Raw genomic sequence first — 15,474 nt, 5'->3', positions numbered from 1 at the left:
TCAGTTTGAGGCTTTGAGTTTGGTGGCCTGACTGCGGCGCGATACGGGCAGCAGTTTGGCAATCGGCTCGGCGCTGGCGCTGTGCTGGCCGAAATTGGCGTTATAGGTGGCGATGATTTCGCCGGCGATGGAGATGGCGATTTCCACAGGCAGTTTGCCTTTGACTTCGCCGATGCCCATCGGGCAGCGCATGCGTTGCACGACGCTGGGGTCGAAACCGCGATCACGCAGGCGATGTTCGAACTTGACCCGTTTGGTCTTCGAACCGATCAGGCCGAACCAGGTGAAGTCGTTGCGCTTGAGGATTGCGGCGGTCAGCTCCAGATCAAGCTGATGGTTGTGGGTCATGACGATGCAGTAGCTGCCGGCGGGCAGGTCATCGATTTCATCCACGGGCTCTTCGGCGACGATTTTACGCACGCCGTGGGGAATCTGTTCGGGGAACTCCGCCTCCCGCGAGTCGATCCAGCGCACCCGGCACGGCAGGCTGGCGAGCAACGGCACCAAAGCACGGCCAACGTGGCCGGCGCCGAACACCGCGATCTGCGCCTGTACCTGGCCCATCGGTTCGAACAGCAACACGGTGGCGCCGCCGCAGCACTGGCCGAGGCTGGCGCCGAGGCTGAAGCGCTCCAGATGAGTGTCTTGCTTGCCGCTGGCGAGCATGTCGCGGGCGATCTGCATGGCTTTGTATTCCAGATGCCCGCCACCGATGGTGTCGAAGCTCTGGTTCGCGCTGATCACCATCTTCGAGCCGGCATTGCGTGGCGTCGAGCCGAGTTCTTCGATGATCGTCACCAGAACGCAGGGTTCGCCCTGGTTCTGCAGGTCGGCGAGGGCGTCGATCCAGTTGTACATAGTCACCTCGACATCTGTGTTGTCTGTTCAGTCGTCTTCGCGAGCAAGCCCGCTCTCACATTTGGAATGCATTTTCCTGTGGGAGCGGGCTTGCTCGCGAATGGCGCGCCTCGGTCTAGAGCGAAGCCAGCTCGGTCTCTGTTTCTACCGCTTTCACAGTCTTGAGCTGGCGCATCTGCTCGCACCCCCACAGCACCCGCTCAGGGGTCGCCGGTGCATCGACTTTCGGTTGATGCTTGTAGTCACCGAGGCTCGCCACGGCGTCCTTGATCGCGCACCACGCGGCAATCCCGAGCATGAACGGCGGCTCGCCCACAGCCTTGGAGTGGAACACGGTGTCTTCCGGGTTCTTGCGGTTTTCCACCAGTTTCACCCGCAGGTCCAGCGGCATGTCCGCCACGGCCGGGATCTTGTAGCTGGCGGGGCCGTTGGTCATCAGCTTGCCTTTGTTGTTCCAGACCAGTTCTTCCATGGTCAGCCAGCCCATGCCCTGGACGAAACCGCCTTCCACCTGACCTATGTCGATGGACGGGTTCAGCGAGGCGCCGACGTCGTGGAGGATGTCGGTGCGCAGCATCTTGTACTCGCCGGTCAGGGTGTCAACGATCACTTCGCAGCACGCCGCGCCGAAGGCGAAGTAGTAGAACGGGCGGCCACGGGCCTGGCTGCGGTCATAGTAGATTTTCGGGGTCTTGTAGAACCCGGTGCTCGACAGCGAGACCTGATTGAAATACGCCTGCTGGATCAGCGCTTCGAAGGTCAGGATGTGGTCGCGCACACGCACATGGCCATTGTGGAATTCGACGTCTTCTTCGCTGACCTTGTATTGGCGTGCGGCGAATTCGATCAGGCGTCGCTTGATGATCTCGGCGGCGTTCTGCGCGGCCTTGCCGTTGAGGTCGGCACCGCTGGAGGCAGCGGTCGGCGAGGTGTTCGGCACCTTGTCGGTGTTGGTTGCGGTGATCTGCACGCGATCGATTTCGACCTGGAATACTTCGGCCACGACCTGCGCGACTTTGGTGTTCAAACCCTGACCCATTTCCGTGCCTCCGTGGTTCAGGTGGATGCTGCCGTCGGTGTAGATGTGGATCAGCGCACCGGCCTGGTTCAGGAAGCTGGCGGTGAAGGAAATACCGAATTTCACCGGGGTCAGCGCCAGGCCTTTTTTCAGGATCGGGCTGTTGGCGTTGTAGCGACGGATCGCTTCGCGGCGCTCGTGATACTGGCTGCTTTCTTCCAGTTCAGCGGTCATTTCTTCGAGCATGTTGTGCTCGACGGTCTGGTAGTAGTGCGTGACGTTGCGTTCGGTCTTGCCGTAGTAGTTGGCCTTGCGCACGGCCAGCGGATCGAGGTTCAAGTGACGGGCAATCGCATCCATCACTTCTTCGATGGCAACCATGCCTTGCGGGCCACCGAAACCCCGGTACGCGGTGTTCGACGCGGTGTTGGTCTTGCAGCGATGACCGTTGATGGTCGCGTCGCCCAGGTAGTAGGAGTTGTCCGAGTGGAACATCGCCCGGTCAACAATCGAGGCAGACAAGTCCGGTGAGCAGCCGCAGTTGCCGGCCAGGTCCATGTTGATCCCGTGCAGGCGCCCGGTGCTGTCGAAGCCGACGTCGTACTCGACGTAGAACGGGTGACGCTTGCCGGTCATCAGCATGTCTTCGACGCGCGGCAGACGCATCTTGGTCGGCTGGCCGGTGAGGTGCGCGACCACCGCGCACAGGCATGCCGGGCTCGCGGCTTGCGTTTCCTTGCCACCGAAACCTCCGCCCATGCGACGCATGTCGACGACGATTTTGTTCATCGACACGTCGAGCACTTCGGCGACCAGTTTCTGCACTTCGGTGGGGTTCTGCGTCGAGCAGTAGACGATCATGCCGCCGTCTTCGGTCGGCATTACCGAGGAGATCTGCGTCTCCAGGTAAAAGTGTTCCTGGCCGCCGATGTGCAGCGTGCCTTGAATGCGGTGTTCGGCAGTGGCCAAAGCACCGGCCGAATCGCCGCGCTGGTGGGTGTGGCTGTCGAGCACGAAGTGGCGTTTGCGCAGGGCTTCGACCACATCCAGCACCGGCTCCAGGTCTTCGTATTCGATGATCGCGGCCATTGCCGCTTTGCGCGCGGTTTCCAGATCTTTCGCGGCGACGGCCAGCACCGGTTGACCGACGAACTGCACATCATCGATGGCCAACAACGGATCGCCCGGCATCAGCGGGCCGATGTCTTTCAGGCCCGGCACGTCCTGGTGGGTGATGGCGATGCGTACGCCTTCGAATTCATAGCAAGGCTTGGTGTCGATGCTGATGATTTTCGCGTGGGCGCGGTCCGACAGGCGTGCGTACAGGTGCAACTGGTTGGGGAATTCCAGGCGATCATCGATGTACTGCGCTTCACCGGACACATGCTTGGCGGCGCTGTCGTGTTTCACGCTACGGCCGACACCGGTGGTCAGGTCTTTGGCGAACAGTTCAGCCAGTTCAGCTTGGGTCTTCTCTACGGCGTGATGGTTAGACATAAGCGGTCACCCGAGTCTCGATGTGCGGTGTTTGCAGTTCGATGAAGTATTTGCGCAGCAGGTTCTGCGCGCTGAGCAGGCGATATTCCTTGCTGGCGCGGAAATCCGAGAGCGGTGTGAAGTCCTCGGCCAGCGCGGCGCAGGCGCGTTCGACCACGGCGTTGTTGAACGGCTGGCCGAGCAACACGGCTTCGCAATGGGCGGCGCGTTTCGGGATCGCCGCCATGCCGCCGAAGGCGACGCGGGCGTCAGTGATCACGCCGTTTTCGACGCGCAGGTTGAACGCGGCGCAGACGGCAGAGATGTCGTCGTCCAGACGTTTCGACACTTTGTAGGCGCGGAACAGCTGCTCGGCGCTGGCACGCGGGACGATGATCTTCTCGATGAACTCGCTTTCCTGACGCGCCGTGACACGGTAGTCGATGAAGTAGTCCTCAAGATTCAACGTGCGCCGGGTGTCACCTTTGCACAGCACGATCTGCGCACCGAGGGCGATCAGCAGGGGCGGTGAGTCACCGATGGGCGAGGCGTTGCCGATGTTGCCGCCGAGAGTGCCCTGATTGCGGATTTGCAGAGAGGCGAAGCGGTGCAGCAGTTCGCCGAAGTCCGGGTACTCGGCGTTCAGTGCTTCATAGCAGTCGGAGAGGGCGGTGGCGGCGCCGATTTCGATGCGGTCGTCGAAGGTTTCGATGCGCTTCATTTCTGCGACATTGCCGACATAAATCATCACCGGCAGGGTGCGGTGGAACTGCGTGACTTCCAGCGCCAGATCGGTGCCGCCGGCCAGCAGTCGGGCTTGCGGGTAGGCGTCGTAGAGGTCGGCCAGATCGGACACGGTCAGCGGCACCAGGCAGCGCTTGTCGCCGCTGTTGAGTTCGCCGATATCGGTGGGGGCAATGGCTTTGAGGCGGGCGATGGTTTCGGCTTCGCGGGCGTCGAACTGGTCCGGTTGCTTGCCACAGCACGATTGTTCGGCAGCGGCGAGGATCGGCCGGTAGCCGGTGCAACGGCAGAGGTTGCCGGCCAGTGCTTCGTGGGCTTTGGCATGATCCGGTGCATTGCTGTTCTTTTGCAGGGCGAACAACGACATGACGAACCCAGGCGTGCAAAAACCGCACTGTGAGCCGTGGCACTCGACCATGGCTTTCTGCACGCTGTGCAGTTCGCCTTGGTGCTTGAGGTCTTCGACGCTGATCAGTTGCTTGCCGTGCAGCGACGAAACGAACGTCAGGCACGAGTTGAGGCTGCGATAACGAATGTGTTCGCGGCCAGCATCATCCGTTTGCAACTCGCCGACCACCACGGTGCAAGCGCCGCAATCACCGCTGGCGCATCCTTCTTTGGTGCCGGATTTGCCGACGTGCTCACGCAGGTAATTGAGCACGGTCAGATTCGGGTCCAGGGCGTGCTCGCTACGGAGTTCCTGGTTAAGTAAAAACTGGATCACGGAAGGCCTCGCAGACTCATTATTGTTGTTAACCGACGTGAACCGAATTTAGCAGGTCTGACTTTTCGGTCAATGGTTTTCTGACTTAAAGGTCAGGAAAATGCGTTTCGTCGATCAGCAACGTGTCTATTCAGTATTGACCCTCATTGGATCCCCTGCTTTTTTGCGGGATTCGTGCCAAAAACCGCTGAGTGGGCACTCCGCCATGACCGTGCATTTGCGCTACACTGCGCCGCTTGTGCAGATCGATAGAGTTTGAAGGACAACCATGACGTTCAAGGCGCCGGACAGCCTCGCCGAGCAAATTGCTCACCACCTCGCCGAACGCATCATTCGTGGCGAAATGAAGCCGGGAGAGCGCATCCAGGAACAGAAGGTCACGCTGGCACTCAATGTCAGCCGCGGATCCGTTCGCGAAGCCTTGTTGATCCTCGAACGCCGCCACCTGATCGCGATCCTGCCGCGCCGTGGCGCGCACGTCACCGAGTTGACGGCGCACAAGGTGCAGAGCCTGTGCACGCTGATGAGCGAGTTGTACATCCTGCTCGGCAACTCGGTGGCCAACGGCTGGCAAGACCAGGCCGACATGGCGCCGTTCGTGCAGATCCAGCAGCGCCTGACCGCCAGCTACGAGCGTCAGGACATCCGTACCTTCGTCGATGACAGTTTCGCCGTGATGCGCGCGGCCTATCCGTTTGCCAACAACCCGTACCTGCAAGAGACCGTCGAGAACCTGCAACCGGCGATGAGCCGCGCGTACTTCCTCGCCCTCGAGCAGCGCAAGGCTGAGATGAGCGAGTTCCTCGAACTGTTCGAGCGCTTGCTGGCCGCCGTGCTTGCCCGTGATCTGCCGCAGATCCGCATCGTGCTGACGGCTTACGCCCAGCGCAGTTGCGATCTGGTGGTGTCCGCCCTGACGGTCGCCTAAGCGTGCGGCTCAAGTGCATCAAACTGGCGGGATTCAAATCCTTCGTCGACCCGACCACGGTGAACTTCCCCAGTAACATGGCGGCGGTCGTCGGGCCGAACGGTTGCGGCAAGTCGAACATCATCGACGCCGTACGCTGGGTGATGGGCGAAAGTTCGGCGAAGAACCTGCGTGGCGAGTCGATGACCGACGTCATCTTCAACGGCTCGACCAGCCGTAAACCGGTGAGTCAGGCGAGCATCGAGTTGGTGTTCGACAACTCCGACGGCACGCTGCTGGGCGAATACGCCGCTTACGCGGAGATTTCCATTCGTCGCAAAGTGACCCGCGACAGCCAGACGACTTATTACCTCAACGGCACCAAATGCCGTCGTCGCGACATCACCGACATCTTCCTCGGCACCGGCCTCGGCCCGCGCAGCTACTCGATCATCGAGCAGGGGATGATCTCCAAGCTGATCGAGTCCAAGCCTGAAGATCTGCGCAACTTCATCGAAGAAGCGGCCGGCATTTCCAAGTACAAGGAGCGTCGGCGCGAGACCGAAAACCGCATCCGCCGCACCCACGAAAACCTTGCCCGCCTGACCGACCTGCGCGAAGAACTCGAGCGTCAGCTCGAGCGCTTGCACCGCCAGGCCGAGGCCGCCAAGAAGTATCAGGAATTCAAAGCCGAGGAGCGTCAGCTCAAGGCGCAACTGTCGGCCCTGCGCTGGCAGGATCTGAACGATCAGGTTGGCCAGCGCGAGTCGATCATCGGCACCCAGGAAATCAGTTTCGAAGCGCTGGTCGCCGAGCAACGTAACGCCGACGCCGCTATCGAGCGCCTGCGCGACGGGCATCATGACCTGTCCGAACGCTTCAATCTGGTGCAGGGACGCTTCTATTCGGTCGGCGGCGACATCGCCCGGGTCGAGCAGAGCATCCAGCACGGCCAGCAACGTTTGCGTCAATTGCAGGACGACTTGAAAGAAGCCGAGCGCGCGCGTCTGGAAACCGAATCGCACCTGGGCCACGACCGCACGTTGCTGCTGACCCTCGGTGAAGAGCTGGACATGCTCACCCCCGAGCAGGAAGTCACCAGCGCCGCCGCCGAAGAGGCTGCCGCCGCGCTGGAAGATTCCGAAACCGTCATGCACGGCTGGCAGGAGCAGTGGGACACCTTCAACCTGACCGCCGCCGAACCGCGCCGTCAGGCTGAAGTCCAGCAGTCGCGCATCCAGCAGCTGGAAACCAGCATGGAGCGTCTGGCCGATCGGCAAAAGCGCCTCGGCGAAGAGCGTGCATTGCTGTCGGCCGATCCGGAAGACGCGGCGATCATTGCGCTCAACGAACAACTCGCCGAGTCCGAAGCGACGCTTGAAGATTTGCAGACCAGCGAAGAGGCTCAGGTCGAAAAGCTTGAGCAACTGCGCCAGGAGTTGCAGCAAGCGTTGACCGCGCAGCAACAGGCGCAGGGCGATTTGCAGCGTTTGAATGGCCGGTTGGCCTCGCTGGAAGCCTTGCAGCAAGCCGCGCTCGATCCGGGCACCGGCACGGCTGAATGGCTGAAGGAGCACAACCTGGCCGAACGACCGCGTCTGGCCGAAGGCCTGAAGGTCGAGGCCGGTTGGGAGTTGGCGGTGGAAACCGTGCTCGGCGCCGACCTGCAAGCGGTGCTGGTGGATGATTTCAACGGTTTTGATTTGTCCGGCTTCACTCAGGGCGATTTGCGCCTGCTCAGCCCCGGCACCGATGGCGTGCGAGTGGCGGGCAGCTTGCTGGACAAGGTCGAGGCGCAGATTGACCTGTCGCCATGGCTCAGTCAGGTCAAACCGGTCGATAGTCTGGAGCAGGCCTTGGCCTTGCGCGGTCAGCTGAGCGCCGGGCAGAGCCTGATCAGTCGTGATGGATACTGGGTCGGTCGGCATTTCCTGCGCGTGCGCCGTGCCAGCGAAGCCGAAAGCGGCATGCTTGCCCGTGGCCAGGAAATCGAGACGCTGCATCTCGAACGTGAAGAGCGTGAAGCCACGGTCGAGGCGATGGAAACCCGTTTGCAAACCCTGCGCGCGCAACAGCGTCAGCAGGAAAACGGTCGCGAACATTTACGTCGCTTGCTGCAAGACGAAGCCCGTCAGCAAGGTGAATTGAAAGCCCAGTTGTCCGCCGGCAAAGCCAAGGCCGAACAACTCACGCTGCGCCGTACCCGTCTCGATGAAGAGCTGATCGAGCTCGGCGAACAGCGTGAGCTCGAGCATGAGCAAATAGGCGAAGCGCGCATGCAATTGCAGGACGCCCTCGACGCCATGGCGCTGGACACCGAGCAACGCGAGTTGCTGCTGGCCCAGCGCGACAGCTTGCGCGAGCGCCTCGACCGCGTGCGTCAGGAAGCGCGGCAGCACAAGGACCATGCGCATCAATTGGCCGTGCGGCTCGGCTCGTTGCGCGCGCAGCATGACTCCACGCGCCAGGCGCTGGAGCGTCTGGAAATGCAGGCCGAGCGTCTGACCGAAAAGCGCGAACAGTTGAGTCTGAATCTGGAGGAGGGCGAGGCCCCTCTGGAAGAACTGCGCCTGAAGCTTGAAGAGTTGCTCGACAAGCGCATGTCCGTCGACGAAGAACTCAAGACTGCGCAAATCGCCCTGGAAGATGCCGACCGTGAATTGCGCGAAGCGGAAAAACGCCGGACGCAAGCCGAGCAGCAATCGCAGTTGATCCGTGGCCAGCTCGAACAGCAGCGCATGGAATGGCAAGCCCTGACCGTGCGCCGCAAGGCTCTGCAGGATCAACTGCTCGAAGATGGCTACGATCTCAATGGCGTGCTCGCGACATTAACGGCACAAGCCAGTGAACGCGAAGCCGAAGAGGAACTCGAACGGATCAATGCCCGGATTCAGCGTCTGGGTGCGATCAACCTCGCGGCCATCGACGAATATACGCAACAATCCGAGCGTAAACGTTATCTGGATGCTCAGGATGCCGATCTGGTCGAGGCACTGGAGACGCTGGAAAACGTTATTCGCAAGATCGACAAGGAAACCCGCAACCGTTTCAAAGATACCTTTGATCAGATCAATGGCGGTTTACAGGCGCTTTTTCCAAAAGTTTTCGGTGGCGGGCGCGCGTATTTGGAACTGACGGGCGAAGATCTACTCGATACAGGGGTAACGATCATGGCGCAGCCGCCTGGAAAGAAGAACAGCACCATCCATTTGCTCTCCGGCGGGGAAAAAGCCCTGACCGCGCTGGCACTGGTTTTTGCGATCTTCAAGTTGAACCCGGCGCCGTTCTGCATGCTCGATGAAGTTGACGCGCCACTGGATGACGCTAACGTTGGACGCTACGCACGATTGGTTAAGGAGATGTCTCAGACGGTGCAGTTCATCTATATCACTCACAACAAGATCGCCATGGAAATGGCCGAGCAGTTGATGGGTGTGACGATGCATGAACCGGGTTGTTCGCGACTGGTAGCTGTAGATGTCGAGGAGGCGATGGCGATGGTGGACGCCTAGCGGCGCAGCGGCGAGTTGCAAGCTTCAAGCGGCAAGTGAAGCGGCTTGCAGCCTGGAGCTTAAAGCTTGTAGCTGCGAAGCCTTTGATCGTGCTAGTTTAATGTCAATTTTTCGTATACGTGGGCAAAACACCTGTCAGAACATAGAGTTGGCGCCACGTTTTAAAGCGGTTTGCACAGTGTAAACCCCTTATTTTTCAGCATTTTTTATAGAGGCACGGGATTACATGGAAATCGGTCTGCGCGAGTGGCTGATCGTCATCGGCATCATTGTGATAGCCGGTATTCTTTTCGATGGCTGGCGCCGGATGCGCGGCGGCAAGGGAAAACTGAAATTCCGTCTTGATCGAAGTCTGTCGAATCTGCCGGACGAGGACACCAGCGCCGAGCTGTTGGGCCCGGCCCGCGTTCTGGACACCCATAAAGAGCCACAACTGGACGAGCACGATCTGCCGTCGGTGAGCATGCCGGCCCGCGAAGCACGCGAGCCTCGCGAATCCGGCTCCAAGCGTGGCAAGCGTGGCAGCAACGGTCCGGCCCAGGGCGACCTGAACCTTGACCTGGATCTGGACGGCGGCCCGAGCTTCAGCAGTCGTGAAGACTTCGCCAATGATGCCAAGGCTGCACCGGTGGCCAGTGACAAGGATCAACCGCAAGCCGAAGAGGTTCTGGTGATCAGCGTGATCTGCCGCGACGCTGCCGGTTTCAGAGGCCCAGCGCTGTTGCAGAATATTCTGGAAAGCGGTCTGCGTTTTGGTGAGATGGATATTTTCCACCGTCACGAAAGCATGGCTGGCAACGGTGAGGTGCTGTTCTCCATGGCCAATGCGGTCAAGCCGGGCATCTTTGATCTGGACGACATCGATCATTTCAGCACCCCGGCGGTGAGCTTTTTCCTCGGTCTGCCTGGCCCGCGTCATCCGAAGCAGGCCTTCGACGTGATGGTGGCCGCTGCCCGCAAGCTGTCCCAGGAACTGAACGGTGAACTCAAGGATGACCAACGCAGCGTCCTGACCGCGCAGACCATCGAGCATTACCGTCAGCGCATCGTCGAGTTCGAGCGCCGCGCCCTGACCCATAAGCGTTGATTGAAAAGATTGCCTCGTTATAAAGAGGCAATCGGCAAAATAGATTGAGCAGCCTCGGCTGCTCTTTTGCTTTATGAGAGAACACCCATGACCGCCGCCCAAAACCGCATTCTAGCGCTGCGCGCTGAGCTGGATCAGCACAACTACCGTTACCACGTCCTCGACGAGCCGAGCATTCCGGATGCCGAGTACGACCGGTTGTTCCACGAGCTCAAGGCTCTGGAAGCAGCCAACCCGCAGTTGATCACCCGTGACTCGCCGACCCAGCGTGTCGGCAGTGTGGCGCTGACGGCGTTCACTCAGGTGCGCCACGAAGTACCGATGCTCAGCCTCGGCAACGCCTTCGAAGAAACCGATATGCGCGAGTTTGATCGCCGCGTCACTGAAGGTCTGGATCTGCCGGCTGGCGATCTGTTCGGCGGTGGCTCGGCGGTGGAGTACAGCTGCGAGCCGAAGCTCGATGGCCTGGCGGTCAGTCTGCTGTATCAGGACGGCCTGCTGGTTCGTGGCGCCACACGCGGTGACGGCACCACCGGCGAAGACATCAGCGTCAACGTGCGCACCGTGCGCAACATTCCCCTGAAGCTGCACGGCGAAGGCTGGCCGGCGACCCTGGAAGTGCGCGGTGAAGTGTTCATGTCCAAGGCCGGTTTCGAGCGCCTCAACGCCTCGCAACTGGACATCGGTGGCAAGACCTTCGCCAACCCGCGCAACGCCGCTGCCGGCAGCCTGCGTCAGCTGGATTCGAAGATCACCGCCAACCGTCCGTTGGAGTTCTGCTGCTACGGCATCGGTCAGGTCTCCCACGATATTTCCGACACCCACATCGGCAACCTCAAGCAATTGCAAAAGTGGGGCATGCCGATCAGCCACGAGCTGAAACTGGCCAAAGGCATCGGTGAGTGCCTGGATTACTACCGCGACATCGGTGAGCGACGCAGCTCGCTGACTTACGAAATCGACGGTGTGGTGTTCAAGGTCAACAGCATTGCCGATCAGCGTGAACTGGGCTTCCGCGCCCGCGAACCGCGTTGGGCGATCGCGCATAAATTCCCGGCGATGGAAGAGCTCACCGAGTTGCTCGATGTGGAATTCCAGGTTGGCCGTACCGGCGCCGTCACTCCGGTGGCGCGCCTGAAACCGGTCAAGGTCGCGGGCGTCACCGTGGCCAATGCCACGCTGCACAACATGGACGAAGTCGCGCGGCTGGGCCTGATGATCGGCGACACCGTGATTATCCGTCGTGCCGGTGATGTGATTCCGCAAGTGGTGCAAGTGGTCACCGAACGCCGTCCGGACAATGCACGACCTGTGGCGATTCCGGAGAGCTGTCCGGTGTGCGGCTCCCACGTTGAGCGCACGCAACTGATCAAGCGCAGCAAGGGCAAGGAAACCGTCAGCGAAGGCGCGGTGTATCGCTGCGTGGGGCGCCTGGCCTGTGGCGCGCAATTGAAGCAGGCGATCATTCACTTCGTCTCGCGTCGTGCGATGGACATTGAAGGCCTCGGCGACAAGAGCGTCGAGCAATTGGTCGATGAAGGCCTGGTCAGTTCGCCGGCCGATTTATACGCGCTGAAGTTTGATGACATCGTCGATCTGGAAGGCTTTGCCGAGGTGTCCGGCAACAAACTGCTCGCGGCCATTGAAGACAGCAAGAAGCCGGGGCTGGCGCGTTTCATCTATGCCCTGGGCATTCCCGATGTTGGTGAAGAAACGGCCAAGGTACTGGCGCGCTCGCTGGGTTCGCTGGAGCGCGTACAACAGGCGTTGCCGCAGGTGCTGACCTATCTGCCGGATGTCGGCCTGGAAGTGGCACACGAGATTCACAGCTTCTTTGAAGATGCGCACAACCAGCAGGTGATCGGCGAATTGCTCGGGCATGGTTTGCAGATTCAGGATCAGGGCGAACTGGGCGCCGAGTTTGCCGCCAGCACTACGCTGGGCGGCTTCCTCGACAAGCTGCACATTCCTTCGGTCGGCCCAGGCGGGGCGCAGAAGCTGGCAGACAGGTTTGGCTCGCTCGACGCGGTAATGAGCGCCGACTGGCTGGACATGCGTCAGGCATTGCCGGAGAAACAGGCCAATTCGGTACGTGAGTTTTTTGCGCTGCCGCAGCATCGCCAACTGGCCGAAGAGGCCGAGAAGCAACTGCGTGATTTCGGCATGCACTGGCACAGCGAGAAGAAGGTCGTCGAAGGTTTGCCGCTGTCCGGGCAGACTTGGGTGCTGACGGGCAAGGTCGAGTTGATGAGCCGCGATGTCGCCAAGGAACATCTGGAAAGCCTTGGGGCGAAGGTGGCCGGTTCGGTGTCGGCGAAGACGCATTGCGTGGTGGCCGGCCCAGGCGCTGGCTCCAAGCTGACCAAGGCCAATGAGCTTGGGGTGAAGGTGATGGATGAGGAGGCATTTATCGCGTTCCTGAAGGGCTGTGGCCTCTCCGTCTGACCTCTCGTTCCCACGCATTGCGTCACTAGTGTCCGGTAAAAACTGAAGGGGGAGCTTGCTCCCCCTTGCTGTGCCTGCTTCCTGAGCAATAATCAGGTTTTTCAGGCTCGATTTTCGCCTATGTTCAGCAGCACCCGATTTGCACAGATGCTTCAAGTTCTCCGAAAATGCCGTTCGTCTTCAGATATACAGCGCTTTGATCACGTACCTCTTGCTGCACCTTTAGCAGCGCCGGTCAGGTGGCTCTGGGCTATTTCCAGCTTCGTCATTCGGCTAGCCCACACGTTGTTCGAACGGCCATCAAGCATCGAACATCTTGAACATCGAAGGCAGAAGCGAACGGAGCAGAAGGCAGCTCAAGGCTGCCTTCTGCTATGAAACAGGTTTTACCGGACACTAGTGACGCTCTGCGTGGGAACGATCTTTGGGCGGGAATGATCTAGTCTTGGCAAGCCCCAAGGAGAGATCGCCATGTACCGCTTTTTCGAGCAACTCAGTTCTCGCATCGTCGCGCCGTTCATGGGCGAATCTTCACGCAACAGCAAAGTCTGGCCGTGTCGCTGCGGTCAGTCACTGTTCTTTCGCAACAGTCAGTGCCTGGCTTGCAGCGCATTGCTCGGTTATCAGTCTGAACAAAGTCGCCTGACCTCGCTGCAACCGGGGCCGCAGGAAGGCTCCTGGACGCTGGATGCCGATCCCGAGGCGGGACTGTTCCGTCGTTGCGCCAATCTCGATACGCCTGCGGCGTGCAACTGGTTGCTGCCGGACAACGGTCGCGACGTCCTGTGTGTTGCCTGCAGCCTCAATCGCACGATTCCCGATCTTTCGGTTTCTGAAAACCCCGAACTGTGGCGCAAGGTGGAAACGGCCAAGCGCCGCCTGGTGGCACAACTGATCACCCTCGGCTTGCAGGTCATCCCGAAAACGGTGAGTGAAGAAACCGGACTGGCCTTCGATTTCATCGGCGTCGACCTCGAAGGCAATTCACCAATGACCGGCCACGCGAGCGGCCTGATCACCCTTGACATCAAAGAAGCCGACGACGCCCATCGCGAGCGGGTGAGGGCGCAAATGCATGAGCCCTATCGCACGCTGCTGGGGCATTTTCGCCACGAGGTTGGGCACTACTACTGGGATCGGCTGATCGCTAACGGTCCATGGCTCCAATCATTCCGCAACCTGTTTGGCGACGAGCGCGCCAGCTATGCCGAGGCACTTGACCACCACTATCAACAAGGCGCCCCACTGGACTGGCCGCAGCATTACGTCAGTGCCTACGCGACCATGCACCCTTGGGAAGACTGGGCGGAAACCTGGGCGCATTACCTGCACATGATGGACGCAGTGGACACTGCGCTGGGTTTTGGCATGAGTGCGCGGGAAATGGACTTCGACTACCAGCCATTTGCGCCAAGCACTCTGTACGAACCTGAACATCCTGGCGGCGGGGCGTTTCTGTCGTTCGTCAACGCCTGGATAGAACTGGCCGGCATGCTCAACGAATTGTCACGCAGCATGGGTCAGCCGGACTTCTACCCGTTCGTGTTGCCGGCGGCGGCGATTGCCAAGCTGCACTTCATTCACCTGGTGATCCAGCAAGAGGGCGGCAGGGCGGATGAGGTGTTGCAAGCGCAATAGCAAGTGCTTGAACCTCTTCATGTTTTTTATCTGAAACCAACGGTTGTAACTTCGTCTCAGATAGGTACAATGGCGCGGCTCGCCGACAGGTGAGTGTCGTTATGGTGACCCCATCGGTCCCCCCGCAACGATTACCCGTGAACCTGGTCAGATCCGGAAGGAAGCAGCCACAGCGGGAACATTGTGTGCCGGGGTGTGGCTGGTGGGGTTACCACCTTAACGAACATCGAACGATTCAACAGAACTGCATGGGTATCGCCCAATGCGGTTTTTTTTTGCCTGTGATTTATGCATTCGTCATGCATCACCCCTGTGCGCGGGCAAGCCCGTCCCTACAGGGATTTCAGTGTTCTTCATGGATAACTCGCCGCGATAGATGCAGCCACGGGTGCAGGTTTCGTGGATGCGGATCCAGCCCGTGTGCGGATCGAGGTCGCCGCTTAGGTGAATCGCCACTTTGGGGACTTCGCTGAGGGGGGGATCGTTGCCGGCATCGCTCTGCGTCATAGGGCGTTCCTTGCTGGAATGAGAGAGAGGCGGGGAAGGTTGCAGAGTTCGAACCAAGTTTGAATAGCTATTTCCAATGCTTGAGAACTATATGAATTGATAGTTGTTGGACTAACAACTATTGGGGTGAGCTGTCATCTTGACGTTTTGTTCTGTCAATTTCTTGTATGAAAGAACTTAATATTTTGAATTGAGTCTGGATTGTTCCTATGGCCCCACTGGAATAGTCCTACAGGATATTAGTCCTGTTCCTGCTTCGAATTTATTGACCGTAAAGGTTTGATCCAATATATCTATAGCTCCAAATGATTCTCAATTTTTCAAAGCATTCTAATGGCAATACAAGGACGTAAGATGAGTAATCGTAGTGTCGATATTGAATCTATTAAAAATGTTATTCGGGCGGATGGCGTCATGATGAGTGCTGCCTTCGTAAAAATGTATGTAGATCCACTTCTTTTGCAAATTGAAAATACTCCCCCTGGAATGGAGCTTACAAGACCTGTACACACGGGGCCGGCGACAAGTAACTGTACTCAATGCTTCAGCAGGTGTTGC

At 59.4% G+C, this 15,474-nt stretch carries 9 protein-coding genes and 1 other RNA gene; 6 read left to right on the top strand and 4 right to left on the bottom strand.

All coding sequences use genetic code 11. The features are described 5' to 3' along the window. The 3 genes from xdhC to xdhA form a co-directional block, all read right to left on the bottom strand. Window positions 1-858: a xanthine dehydrogenase accessory protein XdhC gene (xdhC, locus tag AACY02_RS13995; protein ID WP_339432459.1), complete on the bottom strand. Its 858-nt coding sequence runs from the start codon at window positions 856-858 to the stop codon at window positions 1-3. 115 nt (window positions 859-973) lie between these two features. Next, on the bottom strand, window positions 974-3,373 hold the full coding sequence (gene xdhB / locus AACY02_RS13990; RefSeq protein WP_339432458.1) for a xanthine dehydrogenase molybdopterin binding subunit: 2,400 nt from the start codon (window positions 3,371-3,373) through the stop codon (window positions 974-976). Then, window positions 3,366-4,820, bottom strand: coding sequence for a xanthine dehydrogenase small subunit (gene xdhA, locus AACY02_RS13985; protein WP_339432457.1), 1,455 nt, complete (start codon window positions 4,818-4,820; stop codon window positions 3,366-3,368). Before xdhA ends, xdhB begins: the two co-directional genes overlap by 8 nt. A 268-nt stretch (window positions 4,821-5,088) precedes the next feature. Between xdhA and AACY02_RS13980 the strand changes: the two genes are divergently transcribed. From AACY02_RS13980 to ffs, 6 genes are all read left to right on the top strand, one after another. After that, window positions 5,089-5,748 (top strand): GntR family transcriptional regulator, encoded by a 660-nt coding sequence (locus AACY02_RS13980; RefSeq protein WP_339432456.1) that lies wholly within the window; start codon window positions 5,089-5,091, stop codon window positions 5,746-5,748. 2 nt (window positions 5,749-5,750) lie between these two features. Further along, complete coding sequence (gene smc / locus AACY02_RS13975) at window positions 5,751-9,239, top strand: chromosome segregation protein SMC (protein WP_339432455.1); 3,489 nt, start codon at window positions 5,751-5,753, stop codon at window positions 9,237-9,239. Window positions 9,240-9,465: 226 nt separating this feature from the next. Continuing rightward, complete coding sequence (gene zipA, locus AACY02_RS13970; protein ID WP_339432454.1) at window positions 9,466-10,326, top strand: cell division protein ZipA; 861 nt, start codon at window positions 9,466-9,468, stop codon at window positions 10,324-10,326. 87 nt (window positions 10,327-10,413) lie between these two features. After that, window positions 10,414-12,771: an NAD-dependent DNA ligase LigA gene (ligA, locus tag AACY02_RS13965; RefSeq protein ID WP_339432453.1), complete on the top strand. Its 2,358-nt coding sequence runs from the start codon at window positions 10,414-10,416 to the stop codon at window positions 12,769-12,771. Window positions 12,772-13,242: 471 nt separating this feature from the next. Further along, window positions 13,243-14,409 carry a zinc-binding metallopeptidase family protein gene (locus AACY02_RS13960; protein ID WP_339432452.1) on the top strand — a complete coding sequence of 389 codons (1,167 nt, stop codon included), beginning with the start codon at window positions 13,243-13,245 and terminating at the stop codon, window positions 14,407-14,409. A gap of 111 nt (window positions 14,410-14,520) precedes the next feature. Then, window positions 14,521-14,617: signal recognition particle sRNA small type (gene ffs, locus AACY02_RS13955), an RNA gene on the top strand. Between the two features lie 89 nt (window positions 14,618-14,706). On the opposite strand, the gene AACY02_RS13950 is transcribed toward ffs, so the two are convergent. Then, a complete protein-coding gene (locus AACY02_RS13950; RefSeq protein ID WP_339432499.1) occupies window positions 14,707-14,916 on the bottom strand; it encodes a hypothetical protein in 210 nt (69 codons plus the stop codon). Window positions 14,917-15,474: the final 558 nt, after the last annotated feature.

The organism is Pseudomonas sp. EA_65y_Pfl2_P78, from assembly GCF_963970495.1.
Lineage (GTDB): Bacteria > Pseudomonadota > Gammaproteobacteria > Pseudomonadales > Pseudomonadaceae > Aquipseudomonas > Aquipseudomonas baetica_A.
This window is presented reverse-complemented; position numbering and strand designations above follow the sequence as displayed.